This is a genomic window from Streptomyces lienomycini, assembly GCF_027947595.1.
GTDB classification, from domain to species: domain Bacteria; phylum Actinomycetota; class Actinomycetes; order Streptomycetales; family Streptomycetaceae; genus Streptomyces; species Streptomyces lienomycini.
The window spans coordinates 7,480,596-7,495,736 of record NZ_CP116257.1; the positions used below are offsets into that span (position 1 = coordinate 7,480,596).

The following is a 15,141-nucleotide window of genomic DNA, read 5'->3' on the forward strand; positions in this document are numbered from 1 at the left end:
GGCCCGCGGGGCCCTCCGCCGGCCCGCGGGCACTCACCCCTCCCGCTCCGGTCGTCCCGACCGAGCGCCCCGCGCGCCGCTCCTCGCTCGGCGCCCCCTCACCGCGCCCCCGGCCGGGGCCACCCCGATCGCCCAGCGGTCCCCGGCACCGGCCCCGTCGTCGGCCTCGGCACCCGGCCGTGCCGCGACCGAGGGCCGTACGTCTCCGGCCGTCCAGCGGGCCGTCTCCTCGGCGCTCCCGCCGGCGGCACCGCTCACGACCCCGCTCGCCGCACCGCCCTTCCTGACGGCGCCCCCTCGGTCGCCACCCCGGCGCCGCTGCCCGTGTCCTCCGCCGTGCCCCCGTTCGCGGCCGCCTCCGAGGCAGCCGTCGCACCGGCCTTCACGCCGCCGCCCCTGCCGGCCCCCGGCGCCACGATCCCGGGCCCGGCCGTCCAGCGCGCCCCGGCCACGGGGTTCGCGCCGGGCGGTGGACCGGTGCGCCCCACCGTGCAGCGCGCCCCCGCCAAGGCCGTGCCCCTGCGTCGGCCCGCGTCCCCGGGCGCCACTGCCCGGGCCCCGCTCCCGGTGGCGCCGCTCACGCCGCCCGCGCCGTCGGCGTCCCGGCCCGCCCTCCCCGTCGGTACGCAGGCCGCGCCGGCGCCGTCGGCCCCGGAGGCCGGTCCGGCGGTGTCGGCCTCCGCGTCCTCCGAGATGCCCCCGGTGCAGCGCGTGCTCGGCTTCGGCGGCTTCAGCGGCCGTACCACGGGCGCGCTGGCCGCGTCGGCGGCGGCCGCCGTGGCCGAGACCTTCTCGCGCCTGCGGACCTCCTCGTCCCAGCACCACCCGCCCCACGACCCGCCGCCCGCCTACAGCGCGGACCCGCCGCAGGACCCGCCGCCCCCGTACTCGGCGGCCTCCGCCGCGCAGCCGGGGGCGGGGGGCGACGAGCCGCCCGCCTACACGGCGGTCCCGCCCGGCGGGTTCGACCCGCGACAGCTCACCGACTTCCAGCTCGACGAACTGGTGCACCGGATCATCGGCCGCGTCACCCGTCTCGTCCGGGCCGACTTGCGTATGGACCGCGAACGGATCGGCAGACTGCGCGACCCCCGCTGACCGGACAGCCGCGCCCGCCCGCCACCGTTCCCCCGACAGAAAGGTCGACCCCCGATGACCCGCAAGGACCCGGGCTCCTCCATATGGTTCAGCCTCGCCATCGACGGCGAGAGCCTCGGTTACTTCAACGGGTGCGAAGGCCTGTCGACCCAGGTGGAGGTGGAACAGCGCCAGGAGGGCGGCAACAACGGCTTCGTCTGGCAGCTGCCCACCCGCGTCACCTTCTCCAACATCCGGCTGACCCGGCCCCTGACTCCGGACACGGCGAAGGTCGCCAAGTGGATCTCCTCCGTGCAGACCGGCATCAAGCGGCCCACCGCGCAGATCTCGGCCCTGCGCGCCGACGGGTCGATCGTGGCCCGCTGGGGGCTGATCGACGTACTGCCCGTGAGCTGGCAGGGTCCCTCGCTCGACCCCAACAGCCCGGCCGTGGCCAACGAGGTCCTGGAGATCGCCCACCACGGATTCACGGACTGACGGCGTCCCCGAAAGCAGAGAGGAAGACCCATGGCCACCAGCAAGGGCGCCGGCAAGAGCCTCGTGCGCGCCAACCTCGCCATCCACCAGCCGCCCACCGGCACGTCCACCACACCGGGTGCGCTGATCCGGACGTTCAACTTCGAGTTCAACCCCGCCCAGTTGTCCATCAGTCAGCGGACCAACTGGGTGGCGACGCCGACGGCGGCGGTGCGCAAGGCCGCCAAGCCGCAGTTCATGGGCGCCGAGCCGCGGGAGATGACCCTGGAGATCTTCCTGGACTCCTCGATGAAGCCCGACGGCACCACCGTGATGAAGAAGGTCGAGTCGCTGCTGCTGTGCTGCGAGGTGACCGCCAAGAGCCTGGCCGACGACCAGCCGTCGCCGCCCTGGGTGGTCTTCGAGTGGGGTTCGTTCTCCACGGCGCGGTTCACCGCGTACGTCTCGTCCATCGAGACGCAGTACACGCTCTTCGGCACCACCGGTGTCCCCATCCGTGCCACCTGCCAGGTGGCACTGGTGGAGATCCCCGGCCCCACCCTGGGCCAGAACCCGACCTCCGGCGCCCTCACCGCCCAGCGCGTGCACCGGGTCGTCGCGGGGGACTCGCTCCAGTCACTGGCGTGGAGCGAGTACGGCAACGCCAACGCGTGGCGTGTGATCGCCCGGGCCAACGGCATCGACGACCCCTCCCACCTGCCGACCGGCACCGAGCTGATGCTCCCCGCCGCCGAGGAGGTGCCTCACTGATGGTGCGGCCCTCATTCTCCAGCATCGTCGACGTCAAGATCGGTGGCGCGAAGCTGCCCGACGACATCGCCCCGATGCTCACCGACGGCTGGGTCGACCAGGGCGTGGGCGTGCCCGCGGCGTTCCGGCTCACCTTCCGCGACCCCGACCACCTGGTCCTCGGCAAACTGGGCGTGAAGTTCGGCACCCCGGTCGTCATCACCCCGATCGCCGACGGACAGGGCAAGGGCAACCCCCTGCTGACCGGTGAGGTCACCGGCCTGGAGGCCGACTACGACGGCACCGGCAGCTTCACCGTCATCCGCGGCTACGACTACGGGCACCGCCTGATGCGCCAGCGGCGGGTGGCCGCCTACCGCAATCAGAAGGCCTCCGACATCGCCAAGACGCTCGTGAGCGGGGACGGGGTCCCCGTCGGCCGCATCCAGCCGACGAAGGGCACGTACGGGTTCATCAGCCAGTCCAACGTCACCGACTGGGACTTCCTGTCCCGGCTCGCCGACGAGAACAAGATGGTCATGTACCTGGACGCCAAGGGGAAGTTCCGGTTCGTCACGCCGAAACCGTCGGCCGGCGCACCCTCCCCCAGCACGGACGGCGACAAGAGCACCTTCGTCCTCGTGGCCGGCCACGACATCCTGCGGCTGCGGGCCGCCGTGACCGCCGCCGACCAGATCGGCAAGGTCGAGTCGCGCGGCTGGAACGTCACCACCAAGAAGAAGATCACCGAGATCGCTCCGGCCACCACCGACCCCGGCATCAGCATCGGCTCGACGCCCGGCACGGCCGCGGGCAAGTTCAAGCCCGGCAAGCTCGTCGAGACCGCCAACCCGTACGACAAGCAGGACGAGGTCCAGTACGCCGCGAAGGCCCTCGCCGCCGACGTCACCTCGTCCTTCGCCGAGCTGGAAGTCGCCGTCTACGGCCACCCCGACCTGCGGCCCGGCGTCCCCGTGGCACTCGCCAAGGTCGGCGAGCCCTTCGAGGGCAAGTACACCGTGACCTCGGTCCGCCACCACTTCGGCGACGGCGTGCCCTACGAGTCCTGGATCACGGTCAGCGGCCGCCAGTGGCGCTCCCTGTACGGGCTCGCCTCGGGCGGCAGCGGCGGCACGGACCCGGCCAGCGCCACCCGGCTGCCCAGCGTCGCCAACGCCATCGTCACCGACGTGCAGGACCCCCTCAAGCAGGGCCGGGTCAAGCTGCAGTTCCCGTGGCTGGACGACAAGTACGTCAGCGACTGGGCGCGCAGTGTGCAGCTGGGCGGCGTGGCGGGCGGTGGGATCTTCCCCATGGACGTCGGCGACGAGGTGCTGGTCGCCTTCGACCGGGGCGCCCTCGACCACCCGTTCGTCATCGGCGGGCTCTACAACGGCCGGGACGTGCCGACCAAGAGCGACGTGCCGCTGCACGACAGCCTGAAGAAGAAGGCCGCCCGGCACACCCTGTCCGACCGCACGGGCAACCGCGTCGACCTGCTCAGCCAGCGGACCGGCGGGCGCAAGCAGGGCGTCCGGATCGCCAGCGGCAACGACAAGCTGACCATCAACCTCGACCGCACCAAGACCGAGATCACCGTCGACAGCAAGGGCTCGGTCAAGATCACCGGCAGCCGGTCGGTGGACGTGGAGGCGGGCCAGCGGCTCACCCTGCGCGGCAAGTCGATCCTGATCGACAGCGCCGGGCCGCTCACCCTGCAGGGCAAGGGCATCGTCAACCTCAAGTCGCTCGGCGGCGTGGTCGCGGTGAACGCGCTGGGCGGCGCCCTGACCATGACCTCGGCCGGCGCCGCGACCCTCACCGCCACGGGCCTGGCGACGATCACCGCGGCCAACACGAAGATCACCGGCGCCAAACTCGACCTGTACGGCGGCTTCTTCGTCAACGAGATCAAGTACCCCTTCGGATGACCGCACGACCGCACCGGCGCCCCGGGGTGGCCGGCGGAAGGAAACGGAAAAGGCAGGTGGCCCCCTGATGGCCGAACAGTTCGTCGGCTCCGGCTGGTCGTTTCCCCTGCGTATCGGACCGACCGGCGGGATAGCCCTCGTCAGCGGCGAGCAGGAGGTGGAGGAGGCCATGCGGCTCGTCCTCGCCACCGCCCCCGGCGAGCGGCCGATGCGGCCCGAGTTCGGCTGCGCCATCCACGACATGGTCTTCGCCCCGGTCAACGAGCAGACCGCCGGACGCATCCAGCACGAGGTGTACACCAGCCTGGACCGCTGGGAGCCGCGCATCGAGGTCCACGAGGTCGACGTCACCGCCGGCGACGACCGCAGCACCCTCTACATCGACGTGCGCTACTCCATCCGCGGCACCAACAACCCGCGCAGCCTCGTCTTCCCGTTCTACGTCATCCCCTCCCACGACGAGCCGGACCTCCCCGACGGTTCGGCCGGCCCCGCGGGCCTCCCGGGCTCTCCCGAAAGCGATCGCTGATGTCCCTGCCCTCCCCCAACCTCGACGACCGCCGCTTCCAGCAGTTCGTCGACGACGCCAAGCGCTACATCCAGCAGCGCGCCCCGGAGTGGACCGACCACAACGTCTCCGACCCCGGCATCACCCTCGTCGAGACGCTCGCGCACATGGCCGACCAGATCGTCTACCGCCTCAACCGGGTCCCGGAGAAGAACCACCTCGCCTTCCTCGACCTGGTCGGCATCACCCTCTTCCCCCCGTCGGCCGCCCGCACGGACGTCACCTTCTGGCTGTCCGCGCCGCAGGAGGACACGATCCTGGTCCCGGTCGGCACCGAGGTCGCCACGCTGCGCACCGACCGCGACGAGGCCGTCGTCTTCGCCACCGAACGCGACCTGAGCGTCATACCGTGCACGCTGGGCCGCCTGGTGACGCAGACCCGCGGCGAGGCCGTCGCCGACCGCACCACGGACCTCGCCGAGAGCAAGGACGTGATGTGCTTCGCCGAGGCCCCGGCCCCCGGCGACTGCATGCTCATCGGCCTCACCTCCGCCACCCCGCACTGCGCGCTCGCCCTGGAACTCGACAGCCGCGTCGACGGCGTCGGCGTCGACCCCCGTCAGCCGCCCCTGGTCTGGGAGGCGTGGACCGAGGACGGCTGGCAGCCCTGCGAGGTCGACCGGGACGGCACCGGCGGCCTCAACCGCCCCGGCGACATCGTCCTCCACGTGCCCGGCGGCCACGTCCTGTCCCGCAACGGCGGCCACGAGGCCGGCTGGATCCGCTGCCGCGTCACCGACCCGCTGCCCGGCCAGCCCTTCTACACCACCTCGCCGACCATCCGCTCCGCCGAGGCGTACACCATCGGCGGCACCACCGGCACCGTCCACGCCGAAACCGTCCACGACGAGGCCCTCGGCGAGTCCACCGGCCTGCCCGGCCAGCGCCTCAGGCTCGAACACGCCCCCGTCGTCGCCGACGACCCGCCCGTCCTCCTGCAGACCGCCGACGACGACGGCTGGCAGGACTGGCAGGTCGTCCCGCACTTCGCGGGCTCCCGCCCCGGCGACCACCACATCACCCTCGACGCCGCCACCGGCGAGATCGCCTTCGGCCCCGCCGTCCGCGAGGCCGACGGCACCCTGCGCCAGTACGGCACCGTCGCCCCCAAGGGCGCCGTCATCCGCGCCCGCCGCTACCGCACCGGCGGGGGCCGGGCCGGCAACGTGGCCCGCGGCGCCGTGCAGGTGCTGCGCACCTCCATCCCGTACGTCTCCGAGGTCGTCAACCGCGAGGCCGCCCGCGGCGGCGTGGACGGCGAGACCGTGGAGGAGGCGAAGCTGCGCGCCCCGATCACGCTGCGCGCCCAGGAACGCGCCGTCACCCTGCGCGACTACGAGGAACTCGCCCGCCGCGCCGCCCCCGAGACCGCCCGCATCACCTGCCTGGAGGGCGAGGAGAACGAGTACGGCGCCCACGCCGTCCGCGTCCTCGTCGTCCCGCAGGCCGTCCCCGACCCCGGCGGGCGCCTGCGCTTCGAGCAACTCGTCCCCGGCGACGCCCTGCTGAGCCGCATCACCCGCCACCTCGACGAGCGCCGCCTCATCGGCACCCGCCTGTCCGTCGGGCCGCCCTACTACCAGGGCGTCACCGTCGTCGCCACCGTCCACGCCTTCCGCGGCGTCGACGCCGACCGCGTACGCCGCCAGACCCACGACGCCCTCTACCGCCACCTCGACCCGCTCACCGGCGGCGCCGACGGCAAGGGCTGGCCCTTCGGACGGCCGGTGCAGACCGGTGAACTCTTCGCCGTACTCCAGCGCGTCCCCGGCGTCGAACTCGTCGACGAGGTCGTCCTGCACCCCGCCGACCCGCTCACCGGCAAGCGCGGCGACCCCACCGACCGCATCGACCTCGAGGCGCCCGCGCTGGTCTTCTCCTTCGACCACCGGGTCCGCGTGATCGGGGACGGCGCGTGACCGCCCCCACGTACCGGGGTTCCGTCGACGGGCTCGGCTCCTCGCTGCCGATCGGCTCGATGCTCCCGGCCGTCTTCGCCGACGACGAACTCGCCCTGCGCTTCGTCGGCGGACTCGACGACGTCCTGGCACCCATCCTCAGCGTCCTGGACTGCCTGGACACCTACTTCGACCCCGCCCTCACCCCGGCCGACTTCGCCCAGTGGCTCGGCACCTGGGTCGGCGCCGAGACCGACGGCACCGAACCCGAGGCCCGGCTGCGGGCCGCCGTCGCGGCCGCCTCCCGGCTGCACCGCGTACGCGGCACCCGGCAGGGCCTGTCGGAGGCCGTGCTGCTCGCGTTCGGCGTCGCACCGGAGATCACCGAGAGCGGCGGCGCCGAATGGAACGCCCGTCCCCTCGGCCCGTTCCCCGGCAGGCCCCGGCCCCACCTGCACGTCACCCTCCGGCTGCCCGACCCGAATCCGGCCGACACCCATCGTCTGGACGCCCTCGTCGCCGCCGCCCGTCCCGCCCACATGCCCTACACGGTCGAAGTGACCGCCTCCGAAAGGACCCCGGAGAGATGACCACGCAGAACTGCGCCGAGTGCGGAACCCGCGCGGAACCGGGCCAGTCCTTCTGCGACGCGTGCGGCGCCGTACTCCGCTGGGAACAGGCCGGCGCCCGCACCGCGCAGCCCGCGGCCGCCGCGTCGTCCGACCAGAAGCCCGGCTTCGACGCCTTCGGCGGGGCCGGCGTGCCGCCCGCCCGCACCGACCGCCCGGGCACGTCGCCCACCGGGGGCGGCACCGCCGAACCGGCCGCCGCCCCGGGGAGAGCCCCGCGCCGCCGCACCCTCGCCACCCCGCCGACGGCGCGGGCAGCGCCGACGCGGACGGCACCCGGGACACGCCCGGCACCGGCCACGCACCGGCCGCCGCGGGCGCCACCGGCGCGGCCGCTGCGGCCGCGGCGGCCGGTCACGGGCACCCCGGAGCAGCCGCCGCGGCGGCCGGCACCCCGCCCGTACTCCCGACACGGACGAGACCGCCCCCACCGAGCCGGTGCCGGTCGCGTCCGCTCCCCACGCGCTCACGGACACCATGTCCGACCGCGCCCGCTCCCTCCTCGTCCCCGTCGCCGACCCGGCCGCCCACGCCCCGGCTCAGGCCCCCACCGTCGCCCCCGTGCTGCCCGGGCGCCCCGACGCGGACCGGCCGCAGGTGCGCGCCCCCGGCCACCAGCCGGACATCGCCAACGGGCCGCCGTGCCCGTGGTGTTCCACTCCCAACCGGCCCGACCGCCACTACTGCGCCCGCTGCGCGATGCCGCTGGCCGGCACCGGCGAGCAGTCCACCGCCCCCGCCCCCTGGTGGCGCCGCCTCTTCGGCGGCCGGCGCCAGGAGACTCCGTGGGCCGGCGACCGCCCCCGTCTGCGCCGCGTCTTCGACCGCATCGGCACCTGGATCACCGCCGTCGTCGTCGTCACCCTGGCCGTCCTCGGCTTCGTCTACATCCCCGACGGCGTCCAGAACACCCGCGACCACTTCGCCAAGCGCGCCCCCGTCTCCCCCGACGGCATCAAGGCCTCGCGCTCCTTCCCCGGCCACGATCCCAAGCTCCTCATCGACAAGCTCAGCAACACCTGGTGGGGGCCGGGCGTCTCGGAGGCCGGCCAGGGCCAGTGGGTCGAGGCCACCTTCACCGAGCCGACGCGCCTGCTGGACGTCATCATCACCCCCGGTGTCTCCTCCCGCGCCAACAAGCTGCAGGAGTCGGCGCTGCCGCACCGCATCCTGGCGACGATCACCACCGCCGACGGGAAGACCAAGACCCGCGACATCGTCCTGGACCAGGGCGCCGGCGGCCAGCGGCGCGCGTTCCGCGTCGGCGAGGTCACCAAGGTCCGCTTCACCATCGAGTCGGCCCACGCGGCCTCCGCCGAGAAGCAGGTCGCCATCGCCGAGATCGAGTTCTTCGGCCCTTCCAGCGCCAACAGCAACTCCTGACCCGCTCCGGGACCCACGGGTGGGCGGCCTGCCGGGCCGCCCACCCGAACGGACGCCACACCATGCGCCCGCCTCCGGGCCACCGGAGGCTGAGGCCATGCCCACAGCACGAGCGATATCCACCGCTGTCCTGCTGTCCACGGCCACCCTGCTCGCCTCCTCCCTGACGGCCTGCGCGCCGGCGGACCAGGAACGCGACCGGCGACGCGGCACCGGCGGCACCACCACCGACGCACAGGCCCTCACCAAGCTCCGCGACCAGTCCCCGCACTGGAAGCCCTGCACCGCCCCCTCCGCCGCCCAGGGCGGCGGCGAGGCCCCCGCGGCCCTCCCCGACGGCACCCGGTGGCAATGCGCCACCCTGCGCACGCCGTTGGACTGGAAGAACCCCTCCGGCGAGTCCATGGACCTCGCCCTCGTCCGGGCCCGCTCCAGCGGCACCCCGGACGACCGGATCGGCTCCCTCCTCTTCAACTTCGGCGGCCCCGGCGGCTCCGGCGTCGCCACCCTGCCCGGCCTCGCCCCCGACTACGAGAAGCTCCGCGCCCGCTACGACCTCGTCAGCTTCGACCCCCGCGGCGTCGGCGACAGCCGGGGCGTGCACTGCCCCGACGCGGGCCTCCCCGCCGACGACGAGGTGGACGACACCCCCGACGACGGCACCGACGAGACCGACGCGCTGCTCGCCTTCAACCGGCGCACGGCCGCCGCCTGCGAGAAGAACTCCGGCGACGTCCTGCCCCACGTCACCACCACCGAGACCGCCCGGGACATGGACCTGATCCGACAGGTCCTCGGCGACGACGCACTCCACTACTTCGGCATCTCGTACGGCACCGAACTGGGCGGCGTGTACGCCCACCTGTTCCCGGAGAACGTCGGCCGCGCCGTACTGGACGGCGTCGTCGACCCCACCCGCACCCTGATGGAGGAGGCCCTCGCCCAGGCCGGCGGCTTCCAGCTCGCCTTCGAGCACTTCGCCGCCTGGTGCGCCCGGCAGGGCTGCGCGCTCGGCACCGCCGTCCAGGACGTCGTCGACCTCGCCGTGGACCTCGAGGCCCGCCTCGACGACACCCCGCTGCCCACCTCGGACGGCGGCGCACTCGACGGCGACGAACTCGTCGCCGCCATCAGCGGCGCCCTCTACCGGCAGGACTACTGGCCCGCACTCCGCGTGGGCCTCGAAGCGGCGGCCGACGACAACGCCGAGGTCCTCCAGGACCTCGCCGAGGAACTCGGCCAGCGCCCCTCGGGCGGCGACAGCCCCGGCGACGCGGGAGACCGGAGCACCCGGAGCAACGAGGACGACGCCTTCAGGGCCATCACCTGCGACGACTCCAGCAACCGCTACACCGTCGCGGACGTGCGCGCCCGTCTGCCCGAGTTCGTCGAGGCCTCCCCCCTCTTCGGCCCCGGCCTGGCCTGGACCGCCCTGACCTGCGCCGGCTGGCCGGTCCCCGGAGCCGCCGAACACCCCGAGGTCCGCGCCCCGGGCGCCGCCCCGGTCCTCCTGGTCGGCAACACCGGCGACCCCGCCACCCCGTACGCGGGCGCGGCCCGCATGGCGGAGCGCCTGGGCGAGAAGGTGGGCGTGGAGCTGACCTACAGGGGCGAGGGCCACGGCGCCTACGACAGCGGCAACACGTGCGTCCAGGACGCGGTCGACGCGTACCTGCTGACCGGCAGGCTCCCCGGCCCCGGCACGGTCTGCGAGGCGGAACCACTGCCCGAGGGCAAGTAGCCGACGGACACACCAGCGCCCCCGCGGTCCGGGACCGCGGGGGCGCTGGGCATGCCCGGACTGGAGCCCCCTGTCGGATTCGAACCGACGACCTACGCATTACAAGTGCGTTGCTCTGGCCATCTGAGCTAAGGAGGCACGCGCGCGGCGGGCGCGCGCAGGCTGCACCACTGTACACAGAGCAGGTGAACGATGTGATTCGAAAATTTCGGCGAAGTTCACAGGCCCCCAGGTACTGACAGACCAGGTGAACGCCAGGTACCGTCCTGCCCAGCTTCACTCGTGTGGACTACACCACCACCTTCCTACAACGGATCGTCCGGCACGTTCCTGCCGGTAGAAGGGGGCCCATTCACCATGGCCACTGTTACGTTCGACAAGGCGACCCGCGTCTACCCGGGTTCCACCAAGCCCGCCGTCGACGGTCTCGACATCGACATCGCGGACGGCGAGTTCCTCGTCCTGGTCGGCCCGTCCGGTTGTGGCAAGTCCACCTCGCTCCGCATGCTGGCGGGGCTCGAGGACGTGAACGGCGGCGCCATCCGCATCGGCGACCGCGACGTCACGCACCTGCCGCCGAAGGACCGGGACATCGCCATGGTGTTCCAGAACTACGCGCTGTACCCGCACATGTCGGTCGCCGACAACATGGGCTTCGCGCTCAAGATCGCCGGCGTCAACAAGGCGGAGATCCGCAAGAAGGTCGAGGAGGCCGCCAAGATCCTCGACCTCACCGAGTACCTGGACCGCAAGCCGAAGGCGCTCTCCGGCGGTCAGCGCCAGCGTGTGGCGATGGGCCGCGCGATCGTGCGTGAGCCGCAGGTGTTCCTCATGGACGAGCCGCTGTCCAACCTGGACGCCAAGCTCCGCGTCTCCACCCGTACGCAGATCGCCTCGCTCCAGCGCCGCCTGGGCATCACCACCGTCTACGTCACCCACGACCAGGTCGAGGCCATGACGATGGGCGACCGCGTGGCGGTCCTCAAGGACGGTCTGCTCCAGCAGGTCGACTCCCCGCGGAACATGTACGACAAGCCCGCGAACCTCTTCGTCGCCGGCTTCATCGGCTCCCCGGCCATGAACCTGGTCGAGGTCCCGATCACCGACGGCGGCGTGAAGTTCGGCAACAGCGTCGTCCCGGTCAACCGCGACGCCCTGAAGGCCGCCGCCGACAAGGGCGACCGCACGGTCACCGTCGGTGTCCGCCCGGAGCACTTCGACGTGGTGGAGCTGAACGGCGGCGCCGCCAAGACCCTCTCGAAGGACTCGGCGGACGCCCCGGCCGGTCTCGCGGTCTCGGTGAACGTCGTGGAGGAGACCGGCGCCGACGGCTACATCTACGGCACGGTCGAGGTCGGCGGCGAGTCGAAGGACCTCGTGGTCCGCGTGAGCAGCCGCGCGGTGCCGGAGAAGGGCGCGACCGTCCACGTCGTGCCGCGTCCGGGCGAGGCGCACGTGTTCTCGTCCTCCACGGGCGAGCGCCTCACCGACTGAGAAACCACGCGACCGGGTGATTTCACCCGCGTTGACGAGAAAAGCCCCGCGGCCTGCTGCGGGGCTCTTTTCGTTGTCGACAATTTCCCCGGCACAACGGACGTTTCGACCCACGTTCGTCAACCCTCTACCCCGTTCGCAACCACTCTTCATCCCCCGTAAGGGTGACTAAATGTCGCCAAATCATTACCGGGCGCTACCCTCACTCGCGTGAAGCACTCCGTGAAGCACTCCACCACCCGACAGACGCGACGCGGCCGGGGCCCCGCCCGCCGGATCGGCCGCTCTCTCGCCTTCGTCCTGCCCGTCGTCCTGGTGCTCTCCGGGACTCTCGCGGTCACCCGGGTCAACTGGTCCGGGGATCCCGCCGACTCGGTGCTCGCCGCGTCGGAGGCGTCCTCGTCCAAGGCCTCCACCTCCCGGGCCGCCGCCCGCGCCCCGCACGAGGTGCTGCGCGACCGGCTGCTGACCGAGTTGCAGGAGGAGGACCCGGGCGTCGCCCTCACCCACCTCCAGCAGGCGGTGAACGAGCGTCCTTCGCTGGCCGACCACTGCGCGACCATCGCCCGCGCGCTGGGCCGCGCCGCGGTGAAGGTCTACGGCCCGACGCGCGCCCAGTCGTACGCCCGCCCCGTCTGCGACACGGCCTTCGCCTCCGGCGTCCTGGCCGCGCACGGCTGAGGCCGCCCCTCGCGGCGACAGGGCGCCATGGCCTTGGGGCGTTGGGTGGGGCGCCGCGTACAGTTCGGGCATGACCGATCCGAACGCCGCGTCCCGCCGCCCCGTTCAAGCCGTCGTCCTGGCCGGCGGGCAGGGTTCCCGGCTGCGCCCCTACACCGACGACCGGCCCAAGCCGATGGTCGAGATCCCGGGCACCGGGACCCCGATCATCGGGCACCAGCTCGCCTGGCTCGCCGAGGAGGGCGTGACGGACGTCGTCGTCTCCTGCGGGCATCTGGCCGAGGTGCTGCAGAAGTGGCTGGAGAGCGCCGACCTGCCGCTCTCCGTCACCACGGTCGTGGAGACCGAGCCGCTGGGCCGCGGCGGCGGCCTCAGGTACGCCGCCGCGCGTCTGCCCCACCCCGACCGGCCCTGGTACGCCACGAACGGCGACATCTGGACCCGTTTCTCGCTGCGCGACCTGGCCGACTTCCACGCCGAACGGGACGCCGTCGCGACCCTCGCCCTGGCCCGCCCGCGGCTGCCGTGGGGCGCCGTGCAGACGGACGGCTTCGGTCACATCACCGACTTCATCGAGGCTCCGCCGTCGACCTTCGAGATCAACGCCGGCGTGTACGTCTTCTCCCCGGAGTTCGCCGCGATGCTCCCGGAACGCGGCGACCACGAACGCACCACGTTCCCCCGCCTGGCCCGGGAACGCCGCCTGGCCGGCTTCCCGATCCCCCAGGGCTCCTACTGGCGCGCGATCGACACCGCGAAGGACCTCACGGAGGCGGCCCGCGAACTGGCGGCCCTGTCCGGCCGCTGAGCGGCCCGGCGGGCTACGGAAGCGGCCACCGCACTGCCGCCCCACGCCTCCCCCGGTAGCTCGGCCGCGCCCTGTCAGGGACCGGTCGGCCCGGGTCCGTAATCCGCCTTGAAGCCGCCAAGTCCGTCCGCGAGGTGGACGAGCCAGCCGCTCGGGGAGTAGGGCGATGGCGGGTCGACCTCCATGCCCAGCTCGGCCAGGGCGAGGGCGTAGTCGGACTCCTCGAGAGCGAGGGCCAGCAGTTCGTGGAGTTCGCCCGTGAGGCGGGCGGCCAGAGACGGGTCGGTCGTGGCGCCGTAGTCGCGTACGGCCGCCTCGTGGTCCGTGAACTCGTCCGGCATGTCCTGCGAGAACCAGCCGCCGAGGAACTGGCCCAGCTCGGGGAAGCGGGCATGCCACTCCCAGTGGGTGCGAGGCCGGTCCGGTGCCGGGACCTCGCCCTCCTCGATCGACCGCTTCAGGTGGTCCGCGATCACGAAGAGCCAGTCCTGGATCTCCGACTGGGGCAGTCCGACGTCCGGCACGGGGTAGAACTCGCCGAGGCTCAGGCGCAGTCGGCACGGCGGGTTGCGGGCGTACTCGCGGATCTGCCGTTCGGCCGTGGCCAGAGCCCAGGGGCGGGTGTGCCAGGTGTGGCGCAGGTAGGCCCTCAGGGCGTCACTCGGCCTGTCCGGCTCGTCGTCGGCCGGCATGCCGGTGTACGCGCTGATCACCTGGTCCAACTCGCCGTAGCGACGGTCGAACTCGAGCGGCTTCATGGACACGGCGCTGGACCCCTACAGGTAGATCGGGACGGTGGTGAGCACGACGAAGCCGTGCGGGCTGCTCTGCTCCCGCCTGAGGACGACACGCGCCGCACGCACGTCAACGGGCTCGCGCCCGGCAAGCATCATCGCCTGCAGCAGTACCCGGCCGACGGGCTCCGCGCGAGAGGGCCAGGCGGCCTCGATGGTGAGGCGGGCGCGGGTGCTCTGGGCGAGCCAGCGGTGAATCCTCTGCTCGTTGGCCGTCACCACCTGCTGGGTGGCCCAGTGGGCGGTCTCTCGGTCGGGGTAGGTGGCCGAACGGGTCCGTACGGTCATGTCTGTCCACTTCAGCTTGCGTCGAACGACCAGATGAGGCCGATTTCGTCATCAGACACCGCGAGGAGCCCGAAGTCCCAGGCGTACTGGGACATCGGCCAACAGCCGGAGACCCGCTCGTAGAAGTCCGGATCCTCACCGCCATGACTGGTGTTGGTGAAGAATGCCGATCCGCCGGGAAAGCGCGAAAGGATCACCTCCGCGTGGCGTTCCATGCCGGCTCTGCGCTCGGCGAACCCACGTTGCCGAGTCACGTTCATCTCATTGGTGGCCAGCATGACGAGGAGACGAACCACCGAACGGCGCGGGACCTCGTACAGTCCCTTTCGCCACTGCGCAGCGCCCTCTTCGTCCATCGGCGGAACGCGGAACGGGAAGGCGGGGTCCTCCAGCAACTCCGGTTCTCCCACTTCCGGGTCGTCGCCTCGCCACCCCCGGGGATCCGCCACCTCCCTGCGCATGATCGCGGCCACGTCGGGCAGCCAGTCCTCCCCGGTCCGCGGCCCCACAGCGACGAACGAGTACCGATGGCGATACATCTCGACCGCCTCCGACCATGTGCCGGCATTCAGAGACACCGGCAGTCCACACGTCGGATCACGGTGGGATTCGCTGTGCATCC

Annotated in this window: 15 protein-coding genes and 1 tRNA gene; 12 read left to right on the forward strand and 4 right to left on the reverse strand. The window is 72.7% G+C overall.

Features of this window, described 5'->3' with window-relative positions; translation table 11 throughout:
• Nucleotides 1-324: 324 nt before the first annotated feature.
• From BJ961_RS34035 to BJ961_RS34075, 9 genes are all read left to right on the forward strand, one after another.
• Nucleotides 325-1,098 (forward strand): hypothetical protein, encoded by a 774-nt coding sequence (locus BJ961_RS34035; protein ID WP_271416612.1) that lies wholly within the window; start codon nt 325-327, stop codon nt 1,096-1,098.
• Between the two features lie 54 nt (nt 1,099-1,152).
• Nucleotides 1,153-1,575 carry a phage tail protein gene (locus BJ961_RS34040; RefSeq protein ID WP_271416613.1) on the forward strand — a complete coding sequence of 141 codons (423 nt, stop codon included), beginning with the start codon at nt 1,153-1,155 and terminating at the stop codon, nt 1,573-1,575.
• Between the two features lie 30 nt (nt 1,576-1,605).
• Nucleotides 1,606-2,325, forward strand: a complete 720-nt coding sequence (locus BJ961_RS34045; RefSeq protein WP_271416614.1) for a CIS tube protein — start codon at nt 1,606-1,608, stop codon at nt 2,323-2,325.
• The gene (locus BJ961_RS34050; protein ID WP_271416615.1) at nt 2,325-4,235 is read left to right on the forward strand and encodes a VgrG-related protein; all 1,911 of its coding nucleotides are present in this window, start codon (nt 2,325-2,327) and stop codon (nt 4,233-4,235) included. The genes BJ961_RS34045 and BJ961_RS34050 overlap by 1 nt, the downstream gene beginning before the upstream one ends.
• A 67-nt stretch (nt 4,236-4,302) precedes the next feature.
• On the forward strand, nt 4,303-4,764 hold the full coding sequence (locus BJ961_RS34055) for a GPW/gp25 family protein (protein WP_271416616.1): 462 nt from the start codon (nt 4,303-4,305) through the stop codon (nt 4,762-4,764).
• On the forward strand, nt 4,764-6,722 hold the full coding sequence (locus BJ961_RS34060) for a putative baseplate assembly protein (protein WP_271416617.1): 1,959 nt from the start codon (nt 4,764-4,766) through the stop codon (nt 6,720-6,722). The genes BJ961_RS34055 and BJ961_RS34060 overlap by 1 nt, the downstream gene beginning before the upstream one ends.
• Before the next feature lie 59 nt (nt 6,723-6,781).
• Entirely contained in the window at nt 6,782-7,291 is a 510-nt protein-coding gene (locus BJ961_RS34065; RefSeq protein ID WP_271417256.1) for a phage tail protein, read from the forward strand.
• 516 nt (nt 7,292-7,807) lie between these two features.
• The gene (locus BJ961_RS36095; protein WP_333782097.1) at nt 7,808-8,713 is read left to right on the forward strand and encodes an NADase-type glycan-binding domain-containing protein; all 906 of its coding nucleotides are present in this window, start codon (nt 7,808-7,810) and stop codon (nt 8,711-8,713) included.
• 97 nt (nt 8,714-8,810) lie between these two features.
• Complete coding sequence (locus BJ961_RS34075; protein WP_271416618.1) at nt 8,811-10,454, forward strand: alpha/beta hydrolase; 1,644 nt, start codon at nt 8,811-8,813, stop codon at nt 10,452-10,454.
• Nucleotides 10,455-10,515: 61 nt separating this feature from the next.
• Here the strand turns inward: BJ961_RS34075 and BJ961_RS34080 are convergent.
• Nucleotides 10,516-10,592 (reverse strand) — tRNA-Thr (locus tag BJ961_RS34080).
• 219 nt (nt 10,593-10,811) lie between these two features.
• On the opposite strand from BJ961_RS34080, the gene msiK reads away from it, so the two are divergent.
• From msiK to BJ961_RS34095, 3 genes are all read left to right on the forward strand, one after another.
• Nucleotides 10,812-11,948: a diacetylchitobiose ABC transporter ATP-binding protein MsiK gene (gene msiK / locus BJ961_RS34085; RefSeq protein ID WP_271416619.1), complete on the forward strand. Its 1,137-nt coding sequence runs from the start codon at nt 10,812-10,814 to the stop codon at nt 11,946-11,948.
• Between the two features lie 222 nt (nt 11,949-12,170).
• Nucleotides 12,171-12,629: a hypothetical protein gene (locus BJ961_RS34090; RefSeq protein ID WP_271417257.1), complete on the forward strand. Its 459-nt coding sequence runs from the start codon at nt 12,171-12,173 to the stop codon at nt 12,627-12,629.
• A gap of 70 nt (nt 12,630-12,699) precedes the next feature.
• Nucleotides 12,700-13,437 carry a nucleotidyltransferase family protein gene (locus BJ961_RS34095; RefSeq protein ID WP_271416620.1) on the forward strand — a complete coding sequence of 246 codons (738 nt, stop codon included), beginning with the start codon at nt 12,700-12,702 and terminating at the stop codon, nt 13,435-13,437.
• A 74-nt stretch (nt 13,438-13,511) separates the two neighbouring features.
• On the opposite strand, the gene BJ961_RS34100 is transcribed toward BJ961_RS34095, so the two are convergent.
• Genes BJ961_RS34100 through BJ961_RS34110 form a run of 3 tightly spaced genes read right to left on the reverse strand, consistent with a single transcriptional unit; the run spans nt 13,512 to nt 15,139 of the window.
• The gene (locus tag BJ961_RS34100; RefSeq protein ID WP_271416621.1) at nt 13,512-14,201 is read right to left on the reverse strand and encodes a contact-dependent growth inhibition system immunity protein; all 690 of its coding nucleotides are present in this window, start codon (nt 14,199-14,201) and stop codon (nt 13,512-13,514) included.
• A 12-nt stretch (nt 14,202-14,213) separates the two neighbouring features.
• On the reverse strand, nt 14,214-14,519 hold the full coding sequence (locus tag BJ961_RS34105; protein WP_271416622.1) for an RNase A-like domain-containing protein: 306 nt from the start codon (nt 14,517-14,519) through the stop codon (nt 14,214-14,216).
• Nucleotides 14,520-14,530: 11 nt separating this feature from the next.
• Complete coding sequence (locus tag BJ961_RS34110) at nt 14,531-15,139, reverse strand: hypothetical protein (protein WP_271416623.1); 609 nt, start codon at nt 15,137-15,139, stop codon at nt 14,531-14,533.
• Between the last annotated feature and the right edge of the window lie 2 nt (nt 15,140-15,141).